This window comes from Streptomyces viridifaciens (assembly GCF_001888885.2).
GTDB classification, from domain to species: Bacteria; Actinomycetota; Actinomycetes; order Streptomycetales; family Streptomycetaceae; genus Kitasatospora; species Kitasatospora aureofaciens.
On record NZ_CP090841.1, the window covers coordinates 2,992,163 to 3,006,693 of the forward strand.

The following is a 14,531-nucleotide window of genomic DNA, read 5'->3' on the forward strand; positions in this document are numbered from 1 at the left end:
TCACTCGGACTCCTGCTCCGCCGCGGACCCCGCGGACTCCTCGGCGGCGCGCTTGGCGGCACGCTCGGCGGTCTTCTGCTGCTTGGCCGCGATCACGGCCTCGTGGTCCTGCTCCTTGGCGCGGTTGCGGGCGACCCGCTCACCGGCCGCCTGGACCTCGGCCGGGGAGACGCACGGGCCCTTGGCCCACCAGTCCTCCAGCATGCCGATCGCCTCGTCGCCGAGCGGGTTGACGCCCTCTCCGGCCGCCAGCGAGTGGCCGACCAGCACGTGCAGGCACTTCACCCGGTCCGGCATGCCGCCGGCGCTCGGGAAGCCCTCCAGCACCTCGATCGCGTCGCGCCGGGCGATGTAGTCCTCGTGCGCCTTCTGGTAGGCGGCGGCCAGCTCCGGGTCCTCGGCGAGCCGGGCGGTCTGCTCCTTCATCACACCCTCCGCCTCCAGGGTGCCGATCAGCGAGGCGGCCTTGGGGCAGGTCAGGTAGTACAGCGTCGGGAACGGGGTGCCGTCCGGCAGGCGGGGGGCCGTCTCCACGACGTCGGGGTTGCCGCAGGGGCAGCGGTGGGCCACGGCGCGCAGGCCGCGCGGCACCCGGCCGAGCTGGGCGGCGATGGCCGCGACGTCGGCGTCGGAGACGGCGGGGTGGTTCTCAGTGGTCATGGGGGGTGGGGTCTCCAACGGGGGACGGGGGGAGCGGACGGGGGGTCGCGGGGGCCAGCGCGGCGGTGTCGGCGGCGTCCACCGAGTCCCAGATGCCGGCGTACCAGGGCTTGGCCGCGTTCGGGCGGCCCGCCGCGTCGGCGGACGGCCCGGTCGCGGTGGCGGAGGCGGACGGCCGGGCGGCCGCACCGGACGGATCCGCCGCGATGTACGGGGTCTCCCCCGGCACCGCGTAGTGCAGCCGGGCACGGGCCTGCGCCTTGACGTACTCCGGATCCTGCCAGCGGGCCTTGTCCCGGCGCAGCTGCTCGACCTGCTGGCGCACGTGGTCGGCCTTCGCCCGCTGGGCGGAGATCTCGGCGCGCTGGGAGATGAACTGCCGCGTCGGGTAGGCCAGGATCGCCACCAGCGAACAGAGCACCAGGACGAGGACGGTCGCCCGGCTCGTGAACCGAGGCCGGGCCGCCAAGCCCGGGATCCTCCAGCCAGCCATCTCCCGTATCCCCTCCTGGTCGCGACGGTGCCCCGCCGTCCAACCCTACGGGGTGTGCGGCGGGGCACCGGTCAGGCGTGCGCTACCGGGGACCTTCGGCCCCGGGGTTTTCAGCCCTCGTGCTTGCTGTGCTCAGTGGTCCGCGGAGCGACCGTGCCGGTTGCTCCGCGGAGCGGCCGTGCTCGTTACTCCGCGGAGCGGAAGCGCGGGAAGGCGCCGCGGCCGGCGTACTCGGCGGCGTCGTCGAGGATCTCCTCGATGCGCAGCAGCTGGTTGTACTTGGCGACGCGCTCGGAGCGGGCCGGGGCGCCGGTCTTGATCTGGCCGCAGTTGGTGGCGACGGCCAGGTCGGCGATGGTGACGTCCTCGGTCTCGCCGGAGCGGTGCGACATCATGCAGCGGTAGCCGTTGCGCTGGGCCAGCTCGACGGCGTCCAGGGTCTCGGTGAGCGAACCGATCTGGTTCACCTTCACCAGCAGCGCGTTGGCGGTGCCGGTCTCGATGCCCTTGGCCAGGCGGGCCGGGTTGGTGACGAACAGGTCGTCGCCGACCAGCTGGACCTTGTCGCCCAGCTTGTCGGTCATGGCCTTCCAGCCGTCCCAGTCCGACTCGTCCAGCGGGTCCTCGATGGAGACCAGCGGGTAGGCGGCGACCAGCTCGGCGTAGTACTCGATGAGCTCGGCGGACGAGAGCGCCTTGCCCTCGAACTGGTAGGCGCCGTCCTTGAAGAACTCGGAGGCGGCGACGTCCAGGGCGAGCGCGACGTCGCGGCCCGGCACGTAGCCGGCCTTCTGGATGGCCTCGGTGATGAGGTCCAGGGCCTCGCGGTTGCTGTCCAGGTTCGGCGCGAAGCCGCCCTCGTCGCCGAGGCCGGTGGACAGGCCGCGCTCCTTCAGCACGCCCTTGAGGGTGTGGTAGACCTCGACGCCCCAGCGGACGGCCTCCGAGAAGGACTCCGCGCCGATCGGGGCGATCATGAACTCCTGGATGTCGACGTTGGAGTCCGCGTGCGAGCCGCCGTTGAGGATGTTCATCATCGGGACGGGCAGGACGTGCGCGTTCGGGCCGCCCAGGTAGCGGAACAGCGGCAGGTCGCTGGCCTCGGAGGCGGCGTGCGCGACGGCCAGCGAGACGCCCAGGATGGCGTTGGCGCCGAGCGAGGACTTGTCCGGGGTGGCGTCCAGGTCGAGCATGGCCTGGTCGATCAGGCGCTGCTCGGTGGCGTCGTAGCCGACCAGCTCCGGGCCGATCTGCTCGATGACGGCCAGGACGGCCTTCTCCACGCCCTTGCCGAAGTAGCGGTTCTTGTCGCCGTCGCGCAGCTCCAGCGCCTCGAAGGCGCCGGTCGAGGCACCCGACGGAACAGCGGCACGACCCGTGCTGCCGTCGTCGAGGCCGACCTCGACCTCGACCGTGGGGTTGCCGCGGGAGTCGAGGATCTCACGGGCTACGACGACATCGATGGACGGCACGAGGCATCTCCTTGCGGAAGCAGGGTCCGGCCGACGGTGGTGCTGTCGGCCGGAGGATTGCGGAGTCGTTACGACCAGAGCCTAACCGCCCGGGCTCCCGGGACCACGTCCACCTCGGCTCCGTCTCAGCGTGTGGCCCCACTACCCACCGGTAGTTCACCTGCTTGTCCCAGCTTGTCCCATCGGGGCGGGCGAAGCCGGACGAAAGCGGATGAATCCTGATGAAGGGGGCCGACCGGTCGGTCGGCCCCCCGTCAGGTCTCAGCCCAGGTGCAGGACCTGGCCGGGCACGATCAGGTTCGGGTCGCCGCCGACGGTGCCGCGGTTGCCGTCGTACAGCGCCTGCCAGCCGCCGGACACGCCCTGGGCGGCGGCGATGCCCGACAGGGTGTCACCGGAGCGGACGGTGTAGTCGTGGCCGGTCTGCGGGGTCGGGGCCGGCTGGGCGGCGCGCGGGGCCGCGTGCTTCGGGGTGTACTGCTGGGCCGGCTGCTCGACGGGCTGCTCGGCCTTCTTCGGCGCGGCGTGCTTCGGCGCGTACTGCTGGACCGGCTTCGGGGCGGCCTTCTGGGCCTGCTGCTTCGGGGCCTGCTGCTTCGGCGCCGCCTGCTGCTTCTGGGCCCTGGTGTCCGAGGAGGTGTCCACGGCCGCCGGGGCGCCGCCCTTGCTCAGACCCGCCTTGACGGAGCAGACCGGCCAGGCGCCCGGGCCCTGCGAGGCGAGCACCTTCTCGGCGACCGAGATCTGCTGCGCCCGGCTGGCCTGGTTGGCCTGCGCCGCGTAGGCGGTGCCGCCGTACGCCTTCCAGGTGCTGGAGGTGAACTGCAGTCCGCCGTAGAAGCCGTTGCCGGTGTTGATGCTCCAGTCGCCGCCGCTCTCGCACTGGGCGACCGAGTCCCAGGCGGAGGCCGGGGCGGCGGAGGCGCCGGTGGCGGTGAGGAGCGGCAGCGCGAGTCCGACGCCGGCCACCCCGGCGACGGCGATGGCCTTCTCGGCCTGGGTGCGACGGCGATGACGGCCAGATCCAACGAGCAGCATGAAGAGGTCCCTCTCCGTACGCCTGCGAGGTGAGCTGTCGGGTTCGGACCGGGAGGTGGCCCGGCCGCCGTAAGCGGAAACGATTCCGCTCGGGCGGCTTCACCCCAAGCCGTGGAGGAACGGCAACAAACCTGGTTCCCCCGCCCCTGCCCAGGGTCTGGTCGGTTTCCCGTGGCGCGGCGGGCAGGATTCGGCGTTCCGCGCACGGGGTCCGCAGCTGCGAACTCCAGGGAGACTAGACAGATCCTCAGACCAATCACAAGCTCATATCGTCGACATCACACCACAATTACGGCCCGTGTTCGATCGCCTACCAACGGCGGAGCTTTGTCCGGTTTGATGGCCGTTCATACGGGCTCTGGAGGCCGAAAAGCGACGTCAGGTCAGTGTGTCGGTGGCTCAGGAAGGACGTGCGGAGAGCGCGGCTCGGGGCTGAATTCGACCGGAAGTTCGCGCAATCCACGCATGATCAGGCCACCTCGCCAGCGCAGGTTCTCCGGGCTCTCGGCCAGTCGCAGATCGGGCAGCCGGGAAAGCAGCGTGGCCAGCGCGGACCGCCCCTCCAGCCGGGCCAGCGGGGCCCCGATGCAGTAGTGGATGCCGTGCCCGAAGCCCAGGTGGGGGTTGTCGCTCCGGGCCAGGTCGAGGGTGTTCTCGTCGGCGAACCGGGCCGGGTCGCGGTCCGCCGCCGCGAGCACCACCAGCACCGGGTCGCCGACCGGGATCTCCACCCCGCCGACGGTCAGCGGCGCGGTCGCGAACCGCCAGGTCGCCAGCTCCACCGGCCCGTCGTAGCGCAGGAGTTCCTCGATCCCGGTCTCCAGCAGCGCCGTCTCGCCACGGACCACCGACTCCTGCAGCAGCGCCCGCTGCTCCGGGTTGCGCAGCAGCGCGTACGTCCCGTTGCCGATCAGGTTGACCGTCGTCTCGAACCCGGCGAACAGCAGGATGAAGGCCATCGCGGCGGCCTCGTTCTCGGTCAGGTGCTCGCCGTGGTCGCTCGCCCGGATCAGACCGGAGATCAGGTCGTCGCCGAGGTCCGCCCGCTTGCGGTGGATCAGCTCCAGCAGGTACGCCCGCATCCGCTTCACCGCCCGCCCCACGCCGCCGCGTTGGCCGCCTCCATGGCGGATCATCATTCCGGCCCAGTCGCGGAAGTCGTCCTGGTCCTCGGCCGGCACGCCCAGCATGTCGCAGATCGCGTAGATGGGGAGCGGGAAGGCGAACTCGTGGATCAGGTCCGCCGAACCGCGCTGCGCGAAGCCGTCGATCAACCGGTCGGTCAGCTGCTGCACCCGCGGCTCGAACTCGGCCACCCGGCGCGGCGTGAACGCCTTCGACACCAGGCGGCGCAGCCGGGTGTGGTCCGGCGGGTCGATGTTCAGCAGGTGGGTCATCAGGTCCGCCTGCCGCTCCCCCGGGATGCCCACCCGGCCGGTGCGGTGCGCCTGCTCGCTGTGGTGCGCCGGGTTCTTCGACAGCCGGCTGTCCGCGAGTGCCTGCCGGGCGTCCGCGTACCTGGTCACCAGCCAGGCCTCCACCCCGCTCGGCAGCTTGGTGCGGTGCACCGGGGCGTGCTCGCGCAGCCAGGCGTAGGCGGGGTACGGGTCGGCCGCGAACTCCCAGGTGAAGAGCTGCGGGGCGGACTGGGCGGCGGGCTGGACGCCGTCGGGCTGAGCTGGCATGGGTCGACCGTAACCGGTGGACCGCACGGGCCCGGGACGACCGCCGGGGAGCCGCCGCGTCACCGGTGCGCGAACCGTCCGTGAGCGGCGCGTGAGCGGCACGTGAGCGGCGCGCCAACAGCACGTGGACAGCCCTTGGACAGCTCTTGCCCGGGCGGCAGGCGTGAGCCTGGTCACCTGCGGGGTAATCCCTGTTGCGGAGGGTCAGGACGTGCCTACGATCCTCCGCAGTACGCGTGGGCGCCGGTGCGGTGCCGCCCACAGGGAGGAGCAGGCCATGCGGGTCAGCGGAGCAGTCGTCGTCATCGCGGTACTCGACGGCGGTTCGGGAGCCGACCTCGCCCGCCGGTTCACCGCGGCCGGCGCCGCCGGGATGCTGATCGCCGACCAGCACGTCGGGATCGCCGAGGACCTCGCCGCCGAACTCGACCGGCCGGGCTGCCCGGTGGTGGGCGTCTGCGGCGACATCCGCCGGCCCAGCGACGTCGCCGCCCTGGTCGACACCGCCGAGAAGCACCTCGGGCCGATCGACCTCTTCTGCGTCGCCGGCCCGGAGGGCGAGCGGGTCGTCTCCCTCGCCGACCTGCCCGACCACCTCGACCTGGAGCGCCTCGCCGAACTGGTCGCCCTGATCGGCGAGGCCATCGGCGAACTCGTGCCGCCGCAGCGTCGCCCCTCGGAGAGCACCGCCACGGCCGCCTGAGCCGGCCGTCCCGCCCTACTACGGTTCGAGCCCCTCGGCCGCGCGCACCGCGTCCCGGTAGCCGCGCGCGGCCGAGCGCAGCGCCGCGTCCACGTCCACCCCGGCGTCGTGCGCCCGCTGGGTCACCGCGAGCAGCAGCCGGCCCGCCGACTCCGCGGTCAGCTCGGCCGGCAGCTCGTACGGCTCGTCCGGCACCCCCGTGAAACCGGCCCGGCGCACCCGGGACACCAGCTTCGCCGCGTACGCCAGCGCGGGCAGCCCGGCCGGCACGCCGTCCAGGACGGACTCCCGGTCCGTCTTCTCGGCCGCCTTCAGCTGCTCCCAGTTCGCCTCCACCTCGGCGGCGCCCCCGGCCTCGACGTCCCCGAACACGTGCGGGTGCCGGTACACCAGCTTGTCCACGAGGTCCCCGGCCACGTCGTCGACGCTGAACGGCTCGGTGGGGTGCTCCTCGGCGATCCGGGAGTGGAAGAACACCTGCAGCAGCACGTCGCCCAGCTCCTCGCGCAGCGTGTCCCGGTCCCCCTCCTCGATCGCCTCGACCAGCTCGTAGGCCTCCTCGACCAGGTACTTCACCAGGCTCTCGTGGGTCTGCTCGGCGTCCCACGGGCAGCCGCCGGGCGAGCGCAGCCGGTCCATCACCGAGGCGAGGTCCAGCAGCCGGGCCCCGGGCAGGTCGTACGAGCCGGGCAGCACCTCGATCTCCGGCACCTCGCCGGCGTGCTCCACGGCGAGGCGGGCCAGCGCGTCCGTCAGCCCCGGGTCCCCGTCCGGGCCACCCAGCCAGACCGTCGGCCCGGCCTGCGCCGGCTGCCCGGTCAGCAGCCGGGCCAGGGCAGGCGCCGGCCCGGCCGGCACCACCTCGACCGTCACCCCGGCCTGCCGCACCGCCGCCACCTGCGGATGCCCCTCGTCGGCGACCAGCACCCGCCCCGCGGAGCGCAGCGCCTCCCAGGCCGGCCAGGCCAGCAGCCCGGGGGCCACCCGGTGGGTGGTGGTCAGCAGGATCAACTTCGCGCCCGGAGCGTTCGCAGGCACAGCATTCGTCGTCACACCTCGAACCTACCCGCCCCGCCCGGCCCGGGCCCCGCCGATCCCGGAGGGCGACGGCGGCCCGGGCCGGAGCCCGGGCCGCCGGTCGCCGGGGGCTACTTCTTCGCCCCCGCCAGGTCGTCGAACATCGCCGACAGGAACTCGGTGCACCAGTCCAGCAGCTCCCGCCCGACCAGCGGCCTGCCGCCGATGCGCCCGGTGCTCGGCCGCGGCACCAGCAGCTGCTGGGCCGCCGCCTTGACCTGGCTGCGCGGGTAGAGCCGGTTCAGCCGCAGCTGCTGGGACTCACGCAGCTCCACCGGGCCGAAGCGGACGTTCGAGCCCTGGAGGGTGATGTCCGAGATCCCGCACCGCCGGGCGTACAGCCGCAGTGCGGCGACCAGCAGCAGGTTCTCCACCGGCTCCGGCAGCTTCCCGTAGCGGTCCACGAGTTCGTCCCGGACCTGCTGGATGTCCGCCTCCGAGTTGACCGCCGCGATCGAGCGGTAGGCCTGCAGCCGCAGCCGCTCGCCGGGCGCGTAGTCGTGCGGCACATGGGCGTCGACCGGCAGCTCGATCTTCACCTCCAGCGGCTCCTCCTCCGGCTCCGCGCCGCCGTTGGCCAGCGACTCGCGGAACTCGGCCACCGCCTCGCCGACCATCCGCATGTAGAGGTCGAAGCCGACGCCCGCGATGTGCCCGGACTGCTCGCCGCCGAGCAGGTTGCCGGCGCCGCGGATCTCCAGGTCCTTCATCGCGACGTACATGCCGGCGCCCATCTCGGTGTGCTGGGCGATGGTGGCCAGGCGCTCGTGCGCGGTCTCGGTGAGCGGCTTCTCCGGCGGGTACAGCATGTACGCGTAGCCGCGCTCCCGGCCGCGGCCGACCCGGCCGCGCAGCTGGTGCAGCTGGGAGAGGCCGAAGGTGTCGCCGCGCTCGACGATCAGGGTGTTGGCGTTGGAGATGTCGATGCCGGACTCCACGATCGTGGTCGACACCAGGACGTCGAACTCCTTCTCCCAGAAGTCGACGACGACCTTCTCCAGCTGGGTCTCCCCCATCTGCCCGTGCGCGGTGGCGATCCGCGCCTCGGGCACCAGGTCCTTCAGCCGCGCGGCCGCCTTGTCGATCGACTCCACCCGGTTGTGGATGTAGAACACCTGGCCCTCGCGCAGGAGTTCACGCCGGATCGCGGCCGAGATCTGCTTCTCGTCGTACGGCCCGACGAAGGTCAGCACCGGGTGGCGCTCCTCCGGCGGGGTGGTGATGGTGGACATCTCACGGATGCCGGTGACCGCCATCTCCAGGGTGCGCGGGATCGGCGTCGCGGACATGGTGAGCACGTCCACGTTGGCGCGCAGCTTCTTCAGCTGCTCCTTGTGCTCGACGCCGAAGCGCTGCTCCTCGTCGACGATGACCAGGCCGAGGTCCTTGAACCTGGTCTCGGAGGAGAACAGCCGGTGGGTGCCGATGACGACGTCCACCGAGCCCTCGAACAGCCCCTCCAGGACGGCCTTGGCCTCGCTGTCGGTCTGGAAGCGGGACAGCGCCTTCACCGTCACCGGGAAGTTGGCGTAGCGCTCGGCGAAGGTGGAGAAGTGCTGCTGCACCAGCAGCGTGGTCGGCACCAGCACCGCCACCTGCTTGCCGTCCTGCACCGCCTTGAAGGCGGCCCGGACGGCGATCTCGGTCTTGCCGTAGCCGACGTCGCCGCAGATCAGCCGGTCCATCGGGACGGACTTCTCCATGTCGGCCTTGACCTCGGCGATGGTGGTCAGCTGGTCCGGCGTCTCCGCGTACGGGAAGGCGTCCTCCAGCTCACGCTGCCACGGGGTGTCCGGGCCGAAGGTGTGGCCGGGCGCCGCCATCCGCGCCGAGTACAGCCTGATCAGGTCGGCGGCGATCTCCTTGACCGCCTTCTTGGCCCGCTGCTTGGTCTTCGCCCAGTCCGCGCCGCCGAGCCGGTGCAGCGTCGGGGCCTCGCCGCCGACGTACTTGGTGACCTGGTCGAGCTGGTCGGTCGGCACGAACAGCCGGTCGCCGGGGTGGCCGCGCTTGGCGGGGGCGTACTCCAGCACCAGGTACTCGCGGGTGGCGCCCTGGACGGTGCGCTGCACCATCTCCACGTACCGGCCGACGCCGTGCGCCTCGTGCACCACGTAGTCGCCGGCCACCAGGGCCAGCGGGTCGATCGCGTTGCGCCGACGGGACGGCATCCGGCGCATGTCCTTGGTGGAGGACTTCTGGCCGGACAGGTCGGTCTCGGTGATGACGGTGAGCTTGAGGGCCTCGTCGACGAAGCCGTGCTCGATGGAGCCGCAGGCGACGTACACGACGTCCCGGGTGGGCGCCTCGGCGAGGTCGGCGACCAGCCGGGCCGGGATGCCCTCGTTGCCGAGTACCTCGGCCAGGCGGGAGGCTGGGCCGTGGCCCTCCGTCACCATGACGACCCGCCAGTCGGCGGCCAGCCGCTCCTTGGCGTCGGCGATCGCCCGGGCGGTGTCGCCCCGGTAGGCCTCGACGGCGTGCATGCCGAGGGTCAGCGTGTTGGCGTCGAACTCCAGGATGGTGTCGACCGTGGACTCGCTGGTCGCGAACGGGCTGACGGACCACCAGGGCAGCCCGATCTCGGCGGCGTGCTCGCGCACCTCGGCGAGCGAGCGCAGCGAGGCGGCGGAGACGTCGATGGTCTCCAGGTCGATCGGCCGGTCCCCGCCGGCCGCCGCGGCGACCCAGGAGGCCTGCAGGAACTCCTGGCTGGTGGCCACCAGGTCGGCGGCCCGGGTGCGGACCCGCTCCGGGTCGCACACCACCGCGACCGAGCCGAGCGGCAGCACGTCTACCAGCAGTTCCATGTCGTCCACCAGCACCGGCGCCAGCGACTCCATGCCCTCGACCGCGATGCCCTCGGCGATCTTGTCCAGGATCTCGGCCAACCCGGGCTGCTCGGCGGACAGTTCGGCGGCCCGCGCGCGCACCTCGTCGGTCAGCAGCAGCTCACGGCAGGGCGGCGCCCACAGGCCGTGCTCGGCGATCTCCAGCGAGCGCTGGTCGGCGACCTTGAAGTAGCGGATCTCCTCGACGTCGTCGCCCCAGAACTCCACCCGCAGCGGGTGCTCCTCGGTCGGCGGGAAGACGTCCAGGATGCCGCCGCGGACGGCGAACTCGCCGCGCTTCTCGACCAGTTCGACCCGCGCGTAGGCGGCCGCCGCGAGCCGGCGGGCCACCTCCTCCAGGTCGTGCGACTCCCCGCGCCCGACGGCCACCGGCTCCAGCTCGGCCAGCCCCTTGACCTGCGGCTGGAGCACCGAGCGGACCGGGGCGACGATCACCTGCACCGGACCGGCCGCCGGGTCGTCGGCCCGCGGGTGCACGATCCGGCGCAGTACGGCCAGCCGGCGGCCGACGGTGTCCGACCGGGGCGACAGCCGCTCGTGCGGCAGGGTCTCCCAGGCCGGGTACTCGGCGACCGCGTCGGGGGGCAGCAGCGAGCGCAGCGAGGCGGCCAGGTCCTCGGCCTCCCGGCCGGTGGCGGTGACGGCCAGCACCGGACGGCCCCGCTCGCCGGCGGCGTGCCCGGCCAGCGCGCGGGCCAGCGCGGCGATCGCGAACGGCCGGGCGGCGGGCGGTCCGACCAGGTCCAGGTGGCGGCGGCCGCCGGCCGCGGCTCCGGTGGCGGTGGCCGCCTCGATCGCCTCGGCGAGCGCCGCGTCCCGCGCGACGACATCGAGCAGTCCGGTCAGGCTCATCTGGGGTCTCTTCTTCGTCCCGTGGCTGGTGCTGCCTCCGGGCGGCGAGAAGCCCGCCGGGGCAACGCGAACGGCCCGGCACGCCGAGCGGCCGGGGGTCTCCAGCCTACGCCGCGGCACGGACGGGCACGCGGCGTACGAGTCCGGCGGGGCCGCGCCGACCGGGCGCCGGAGCGCGCGGGGACGGACCGGCGGGCGCACCCACCGTACTGTCAGGGACACGACCGCAGGCGAACCACTGGACGGAACACCGGTCGGCCGGCGGACGCACCGGCCGGACACCGGTCCGGGCCGGACCCCACCATCCGCCACGCACTGGACATACTCCTGTCACTGGCCGTCCATGGAGATCGCGCACCATGGTGAACGTGCCCGCCGCACCCAACCGTGGGGGATGGCTGTGGCGGCACTGTCGCACCCCCGATGGGGGTCGGAGGTGCGAGGCCGGGCGACCCTGGGTGGGGGCGCCCGCCCAAGCGCCGGGAACCGTGGCGCCCTTTCCTGGAGGGCGCCACGGGTCTCGGCCTCTTCGCCTTCGCCCTCCCGCCCTCGCTCTGCTGCCCCCGTCCACCGCTCCGGACGTCCGCACCCGTCCGGGCGGCGGGCAGCGCCGTGCCGGGACTACCAGCGGGACAGGTTGATGTCGTACATCATCACCTGGTGGCCCTGGTTGGCGTTGAAGTCGTAGCGCTCCCAGGTGAAGACGGTCCAGGAGCCGAGGCCGCCGCCCAGATAGGTGATGACCTTGTTGTTGCCCGCGTCGATCCGGTCGACGTTGTAGATCCGCACCGCCATCCAGCCGTCGTTCGCGAAACAGAGCTGCCCGCTGTAGCCGTAGTTCCACACCTTCGCGAAATCGTCCCGGCCCCCGCAGTCGATCCGCTCCACGGCTCGCGCCGCGGTGGTCGGCAGCAGCGTCGCGGCGGCGGCCGTCAGAACCGCCAGCACGCCCACCCGCCGGGCTGCGCCATTTCTTCCCCGACCGGCCGTGCGGGGATTAGTGCGGCGAATCATGTAACCCCTCCATCGATAGCGGTTGGGCACCCGAGATTTGCACGGCGGGGCAGCGCCGGACAGCCGTTTTCCGGCCAAGCCGGGCTTTCGACGGAACTCGGTGAACGTACCCGGACGAAATGAGCTAGGGTCCCAACACGCCTGCCGCGCTGGAGGATCGGAGCAAAAGCTTGGCACGACCCGACAGATTGGGACGATTCACCGCAGCCGCCCTGGCGGCCGTTCTTCCGGTTTTATCCGCGGGCTGTGCGGACAACTCCGGGAAAGGATCCTCCGATTCCGCGCCGACCCCGCCGGAGATCGGTTCGACGGCCGCTCCGGAATCCGGTCGGGGCGGAATGACCGGACTTCCGCTCTCCGCTTACCAGGCCGACGACCGGTCCGCGGTCAAGGAGATCCAGGCGCGGAACGCGCTGATCGTCTCGTGCATGCACCGGGCCGGCTTCTCCGCGTTCACCGGGGACGGCCTGCAGGCAGCGCAGCCGCCGGACAACGCGACCGCGCTGCCGGCCGGCGCCTGGGGATACCTCGGGGCCGAGGCCGCGGCCACCCTGGGCTTCCACCCGCCGAAGCGCACCCCGCCCCGGCCGAACCCCGCCCCGGCCGGCTCCGGCGAGGCGTACGACGGCGCCCGGGTCGACTGCGACCGGCAGGCCGCCGAACGGATCGGCTCACCGCCCGCCGCGGGCAGCCGGCTGGTGGGCCGGCTGTTCGACGAGTCGACGAAGGCCACCGCCAAGGACGCCCGGGTGGTGGCGGCCACCCGGCAGTGGAGCGCCTGCATGACCACTGCCGGGTTCGGGGCCACCACTCCGGAGGAACTGCCGCAGCGGTACCAGACCGCGCCGGGGGTCACCCCGGCCGAGCTGGCCGCCGCCCGCGCGGACGCCGACTGCACCGCCGGAACCGAGCTGGCGGGCCTCTGGTTCGCCGTGCTGGCCGGCTACCAGCGCCAGCTGATCGACCGCAACGCGGAGGCCCTGACCGCCCAGAAGGAGGCGGTCAGGGCCCAGGACGCCAAGCTCACCGAGCTGATCGCGGGTGAGGGCGGCAGCTGACGACCGACGGCTAGCGGCGGCGGTAGGTCACCGTGTTGGGGGCCGCGTAGCCGGCGCCGTCGTCCACAATGATGATCTTCGGGATGATCCGGGTCTCCTCGACGCCGTCCGCACCGTCCGCTTCCGCTGCGCCCGCCGCGCCGTCCCCTTCGGCCGCCGGCAGGGGCGGCACGGCCGGCTTCGGGGGCACCGCGACCGGGGCGACCGGGCCGGTCACCACCTCGGTGTCCTGGGCGCCCCCTGGGGCGGCGGCCCTGGGGAGAGCCGAGACGGCCGAGGAGCCACCGAGCACCGGCCGCCGCACCGCGGTCGTCCGCTCCTCGGCCCGGGCGTCCGCCCCACTGTCGGCCGGCACCGCCTTCGGCAGGTCCGGCGCCGGGATCTCCCCGGTGTCCGCCTCGGAGTCCACCGGCTCCGCGTCGGCCACCGCGTCCACCGGAACCGGAGCCGCCGCGGCCCCGGCGGCGGCGAGCGCCCCGGGCTCGATCTGCCCGACGGCCGCGCCGGTGAGCGAGGCCAGGGTGGCCTTGATGTGGTCCAGGTGCTGCTGCACGGTCTCCAGCCGGGCCTCGAACTCGCGCTGCTCGCGCTCGCTCTCCGCGTTGATCCGCTCGGCCTCCCGGCGGGCGTTCTCGATCAGCTGGTCGGCCTTGGCCTGGGCGTCCGTCTCCAGTTGCTTGATCTGGTTCAGCACGGTCTCCCGGTGCTGCTCCGCCTCCTTGACCCGGCGCTCGGCGGTCGCGGAGAACTCGGCCTCCTCGGCGTCGGCCTTGGCCAGTGCCGCGGCGAAGGCCTCGTCGGCCCGGCGCCGCTTGGCGGCCAGCTCGGCCTCGGCCTGCTCGCCGGCCTCGGCGGCGGCCACCCGGACCTTGGCGGCGTAGGCGGTGGCGCCGTCGCGGGCGGCGCGGCTCTCCCGGTCGGCCTCGGCGCGGATGGCCTCGGCCTCGGCGCGGGTGCGCTCCTCGGTGCGGCGGGCGGCCGCGTCGGCCTCGGCGCGGGTGGTGGCGGCGTACTCCTTGGCCGCCTCGGCGAGCGCCTGCCCCTGCTCGTACACCTCGTCCCGCAGGTCCTCGGCCAAGCGCTCGGCCTTCTCCCGGACGGCGCGGGCCTCGTTCACGGCCATCTCGGCCAGGCCGGCGGCCTGCTCGCTGAGCACCTGGTAGTCCGGCTCCGGGGCCTCGTCGGCGGCGCGGCGGATCGCCTCCAGCCGGGTCTCCATCTGCCGGATCCCGGCTCCCAGGACGCTCAACCGCTCCCAGGCCTCGTCGCGTTGTGCGGTCAGGGCGACGAGCGCCCGGTCGACCTGCTCGGGCGCGTAGCCGCGCCGGGCCTGGGTGAAGCCGTACTGGGGGACGGCGTCGCTCATGGGCTCTTCCCCTCGTTTCGCGGGCTGCGGAGCCCATGATCGGACGGAACGGCCGGATCCGGAACCGGTTGGGAGACCGGGGCCGGATTCGACCGTCGTGCGGACCGGAATAGGTCGAGGACCGGGCGAACAGACCCATCCTCTTGACCTATTTTGCGCAGATCCGGACGAAACCCCAACGAGGCACAGCTGCCGGGACGTGCCGGAGAGGTCGTTCCGGACACCGGAACGACCCCTCCCCACCTGCGAGGATCGCGACGG

General features: G+C 73.1%; 11 protein-coding genes and 1 riboswitch. Of the genes, 2 read left to right on the top strand and 9 right to left on the bottom strand.

Features of this window, described 5'->3' with window-relative positions; translation table 11 throughout:
* The 5 genes from BOQ63_RS20315 to BOQ63_RS20335 form a co-directional block, all read right to left on the bottom strand.
* Positions 1 to 678 carry a DUF501 domain-containing protein gene (locus tag BOQ63_RS20315; RefSeq protein WP_078656355.1) on the bottom strand — a complete coding sequence of 226 codons (678 nt, stop codon included), beginning with the start codon at positions 676 to 678 and terminating at the stop codon, positions 1 to 3.
* Entirely contained in the window at positions 650 to 1,129 is a 480-nt protein-coding gene (locus BOQ63_RS20320; protein WP_050366605.1) for an FtsB family cell division protein, read from the bottom strand. The genes BOQ63_RS20315 and BOQ63_RS20320 overlap by 29 nt, the downstream gene beginning before the upstream one ends.
* A 209-nt stretch (positions 1,130 to 1,338) precedes the next feature.
* Positions 1,339 to 2,625 (bottom strand): phosphopyruvate hydratase, encoded by a 1,287-nt coding sequence (gene eno / locus BOQ63_RS20325; RefSeq protein ID WP_030290807.1) that lies wholly within the window; start codon positions 2,623 to 2,625, stop codon positions 1,339 to 1,341.
* Positions 2,626 to 2,886: 261 nt separating this feature from the next.
* Positions 2,887 to 3,663, bottom strand: a complete 777-nt coding sequence (locus BOQ63_RS20330) for a LysM peptidoglycan-binding domain-containing protein (RefSeq protein ID WP_030290805.1) — start codon at positions 3,661 to 3,663, stop codon at positions 2,887 to 2,889.
* A gap of 5 nt (positions 3,664 to 3,668) precedes the next feature.
* Positions 3,669 to 3,836, bottom strand: a riboswitch (cyclic di-AMP (ydaO/yuaA leader).
* A gap of 210 nt (positions 3,837 to 4,046) precedes the next feature.
* Positions 4,047 to 5,348 carry a cytochrome P450 family protein gene (locus BOQ63_RS20335; protein ID WP_030290803.1) on the bottom strand — a complete coding sequence of 434 codons (1,302 nt, stop codon included), beginning with the start codon at positions 5,346 to 5,348 and terminating at the stop codon, positions 4,047 to 4,049.
* Positions 5,349 to 5,625: 277 nt separating this feature from the next.
* Between BOQ63_RS20335 and BOQ63_RS20340 the strand changes: the two genes are divergently transcribed.
* Complete coding sequence (locus tag BOQ63_RS20340) at positions 5,626 to 6,051, top strand: SDR family NAD(P)-dependent oxidoreductase (RefSeq protein WP_030290801.1); 426 nt, start codon at positions 5,626 to 5,628, stop codon at positions 6,049 to 6,051.
* 18 nt (positions 6,052 to 6,069) lie between these two features.
* Here the strand turns inward: BOQ63_RS20340 and BOQ63_RS20345 are convergent, their stop codons facing one another.
* The 3 genes from BOQ63_RS20345 to BOQ63_RS20355 all read right to left on the bottom strand — a co-directional run bounded on the left by BOQ63_RS20345 (position 6,070) and on the right by BOQ63_RS20355 (position 11,780).
* Positions 6,070 to 7,089: a nucleoside triphosphate pyrophosphohydrolase gene (locus BOQ63_RS20345; RefSeq protein WP_030290799.1), complete on the bottom strand. Its 1,020-nt coding sequence runs from the start codon at positions 7,087 to 7,089 to the stop codon at positions 6,070 to 6,072.
* A gap of 110 nt (positions 7,090 to 7,199) precedes the next feature.
* Positions 7,200 to 10,832 carry a transcription-repair coupling factor gene (mfd, locus tag BOQ63_RS20350; RefSeq protein WP_030290797.1) on the bottom strand — a complete coding sequence of 1,211 codons (3,633 nt, stop codon included), beginning with the start codon at positions 10,830 to 10,832 and terminating at the stop codon, positions 7,200 to 7,202.
* Between the two features lie 621 nt (positions 10,833 to 11,453).
* Complete coding sequence (locus tag BOQ63_RS20355) at positions 11,454 to 11,780, bottom strand: beta/gamma crystallin domain-containing protein (RefSeq protein ID WP_157846534.1); 327 nt, start codon at positions 11,778 to 11,780, stop codon at positions 11,454 to 11,456.
* A 404-nt stretch (positions 11,781 to 12,184) separates the two neighbouring features.
* Here BOQ63_RS20355 and BOQ63_RS20360 point away from each other — a divergent pair, with 404 nt between their 5' ends.
* On the top strand, positions 12,185 to 12,904 hold the full coding sequence (locus BOQ63_RS20360) for a hypothetical protein (RefSeq protein WP_072654741.1): 720 nt from the start codon (positions 12,185 to 12,187) through the stop codon (positions 12,902 to 12,904).
* Between the two features lie 10 nt (positions 12,905 to 12,914).
* Here BOQ63_RS20360 and BOQ63_RS20365 read toward each other — a convergent pair whose 3' ends face one another.
* Positions 12,915 to 14,270, bottom strand: coding sequence for a coiled-coil domain-containing protein (locus BOQ63_RS20365; protein ID WP_150476014.1), 1,356 nt, complete (start codon positions 14,268 to 14,270; stop codon positions 12,915 to 12,917).
* Positions 14,271 to 14,531: the final 261 nt, after the last annotated feature.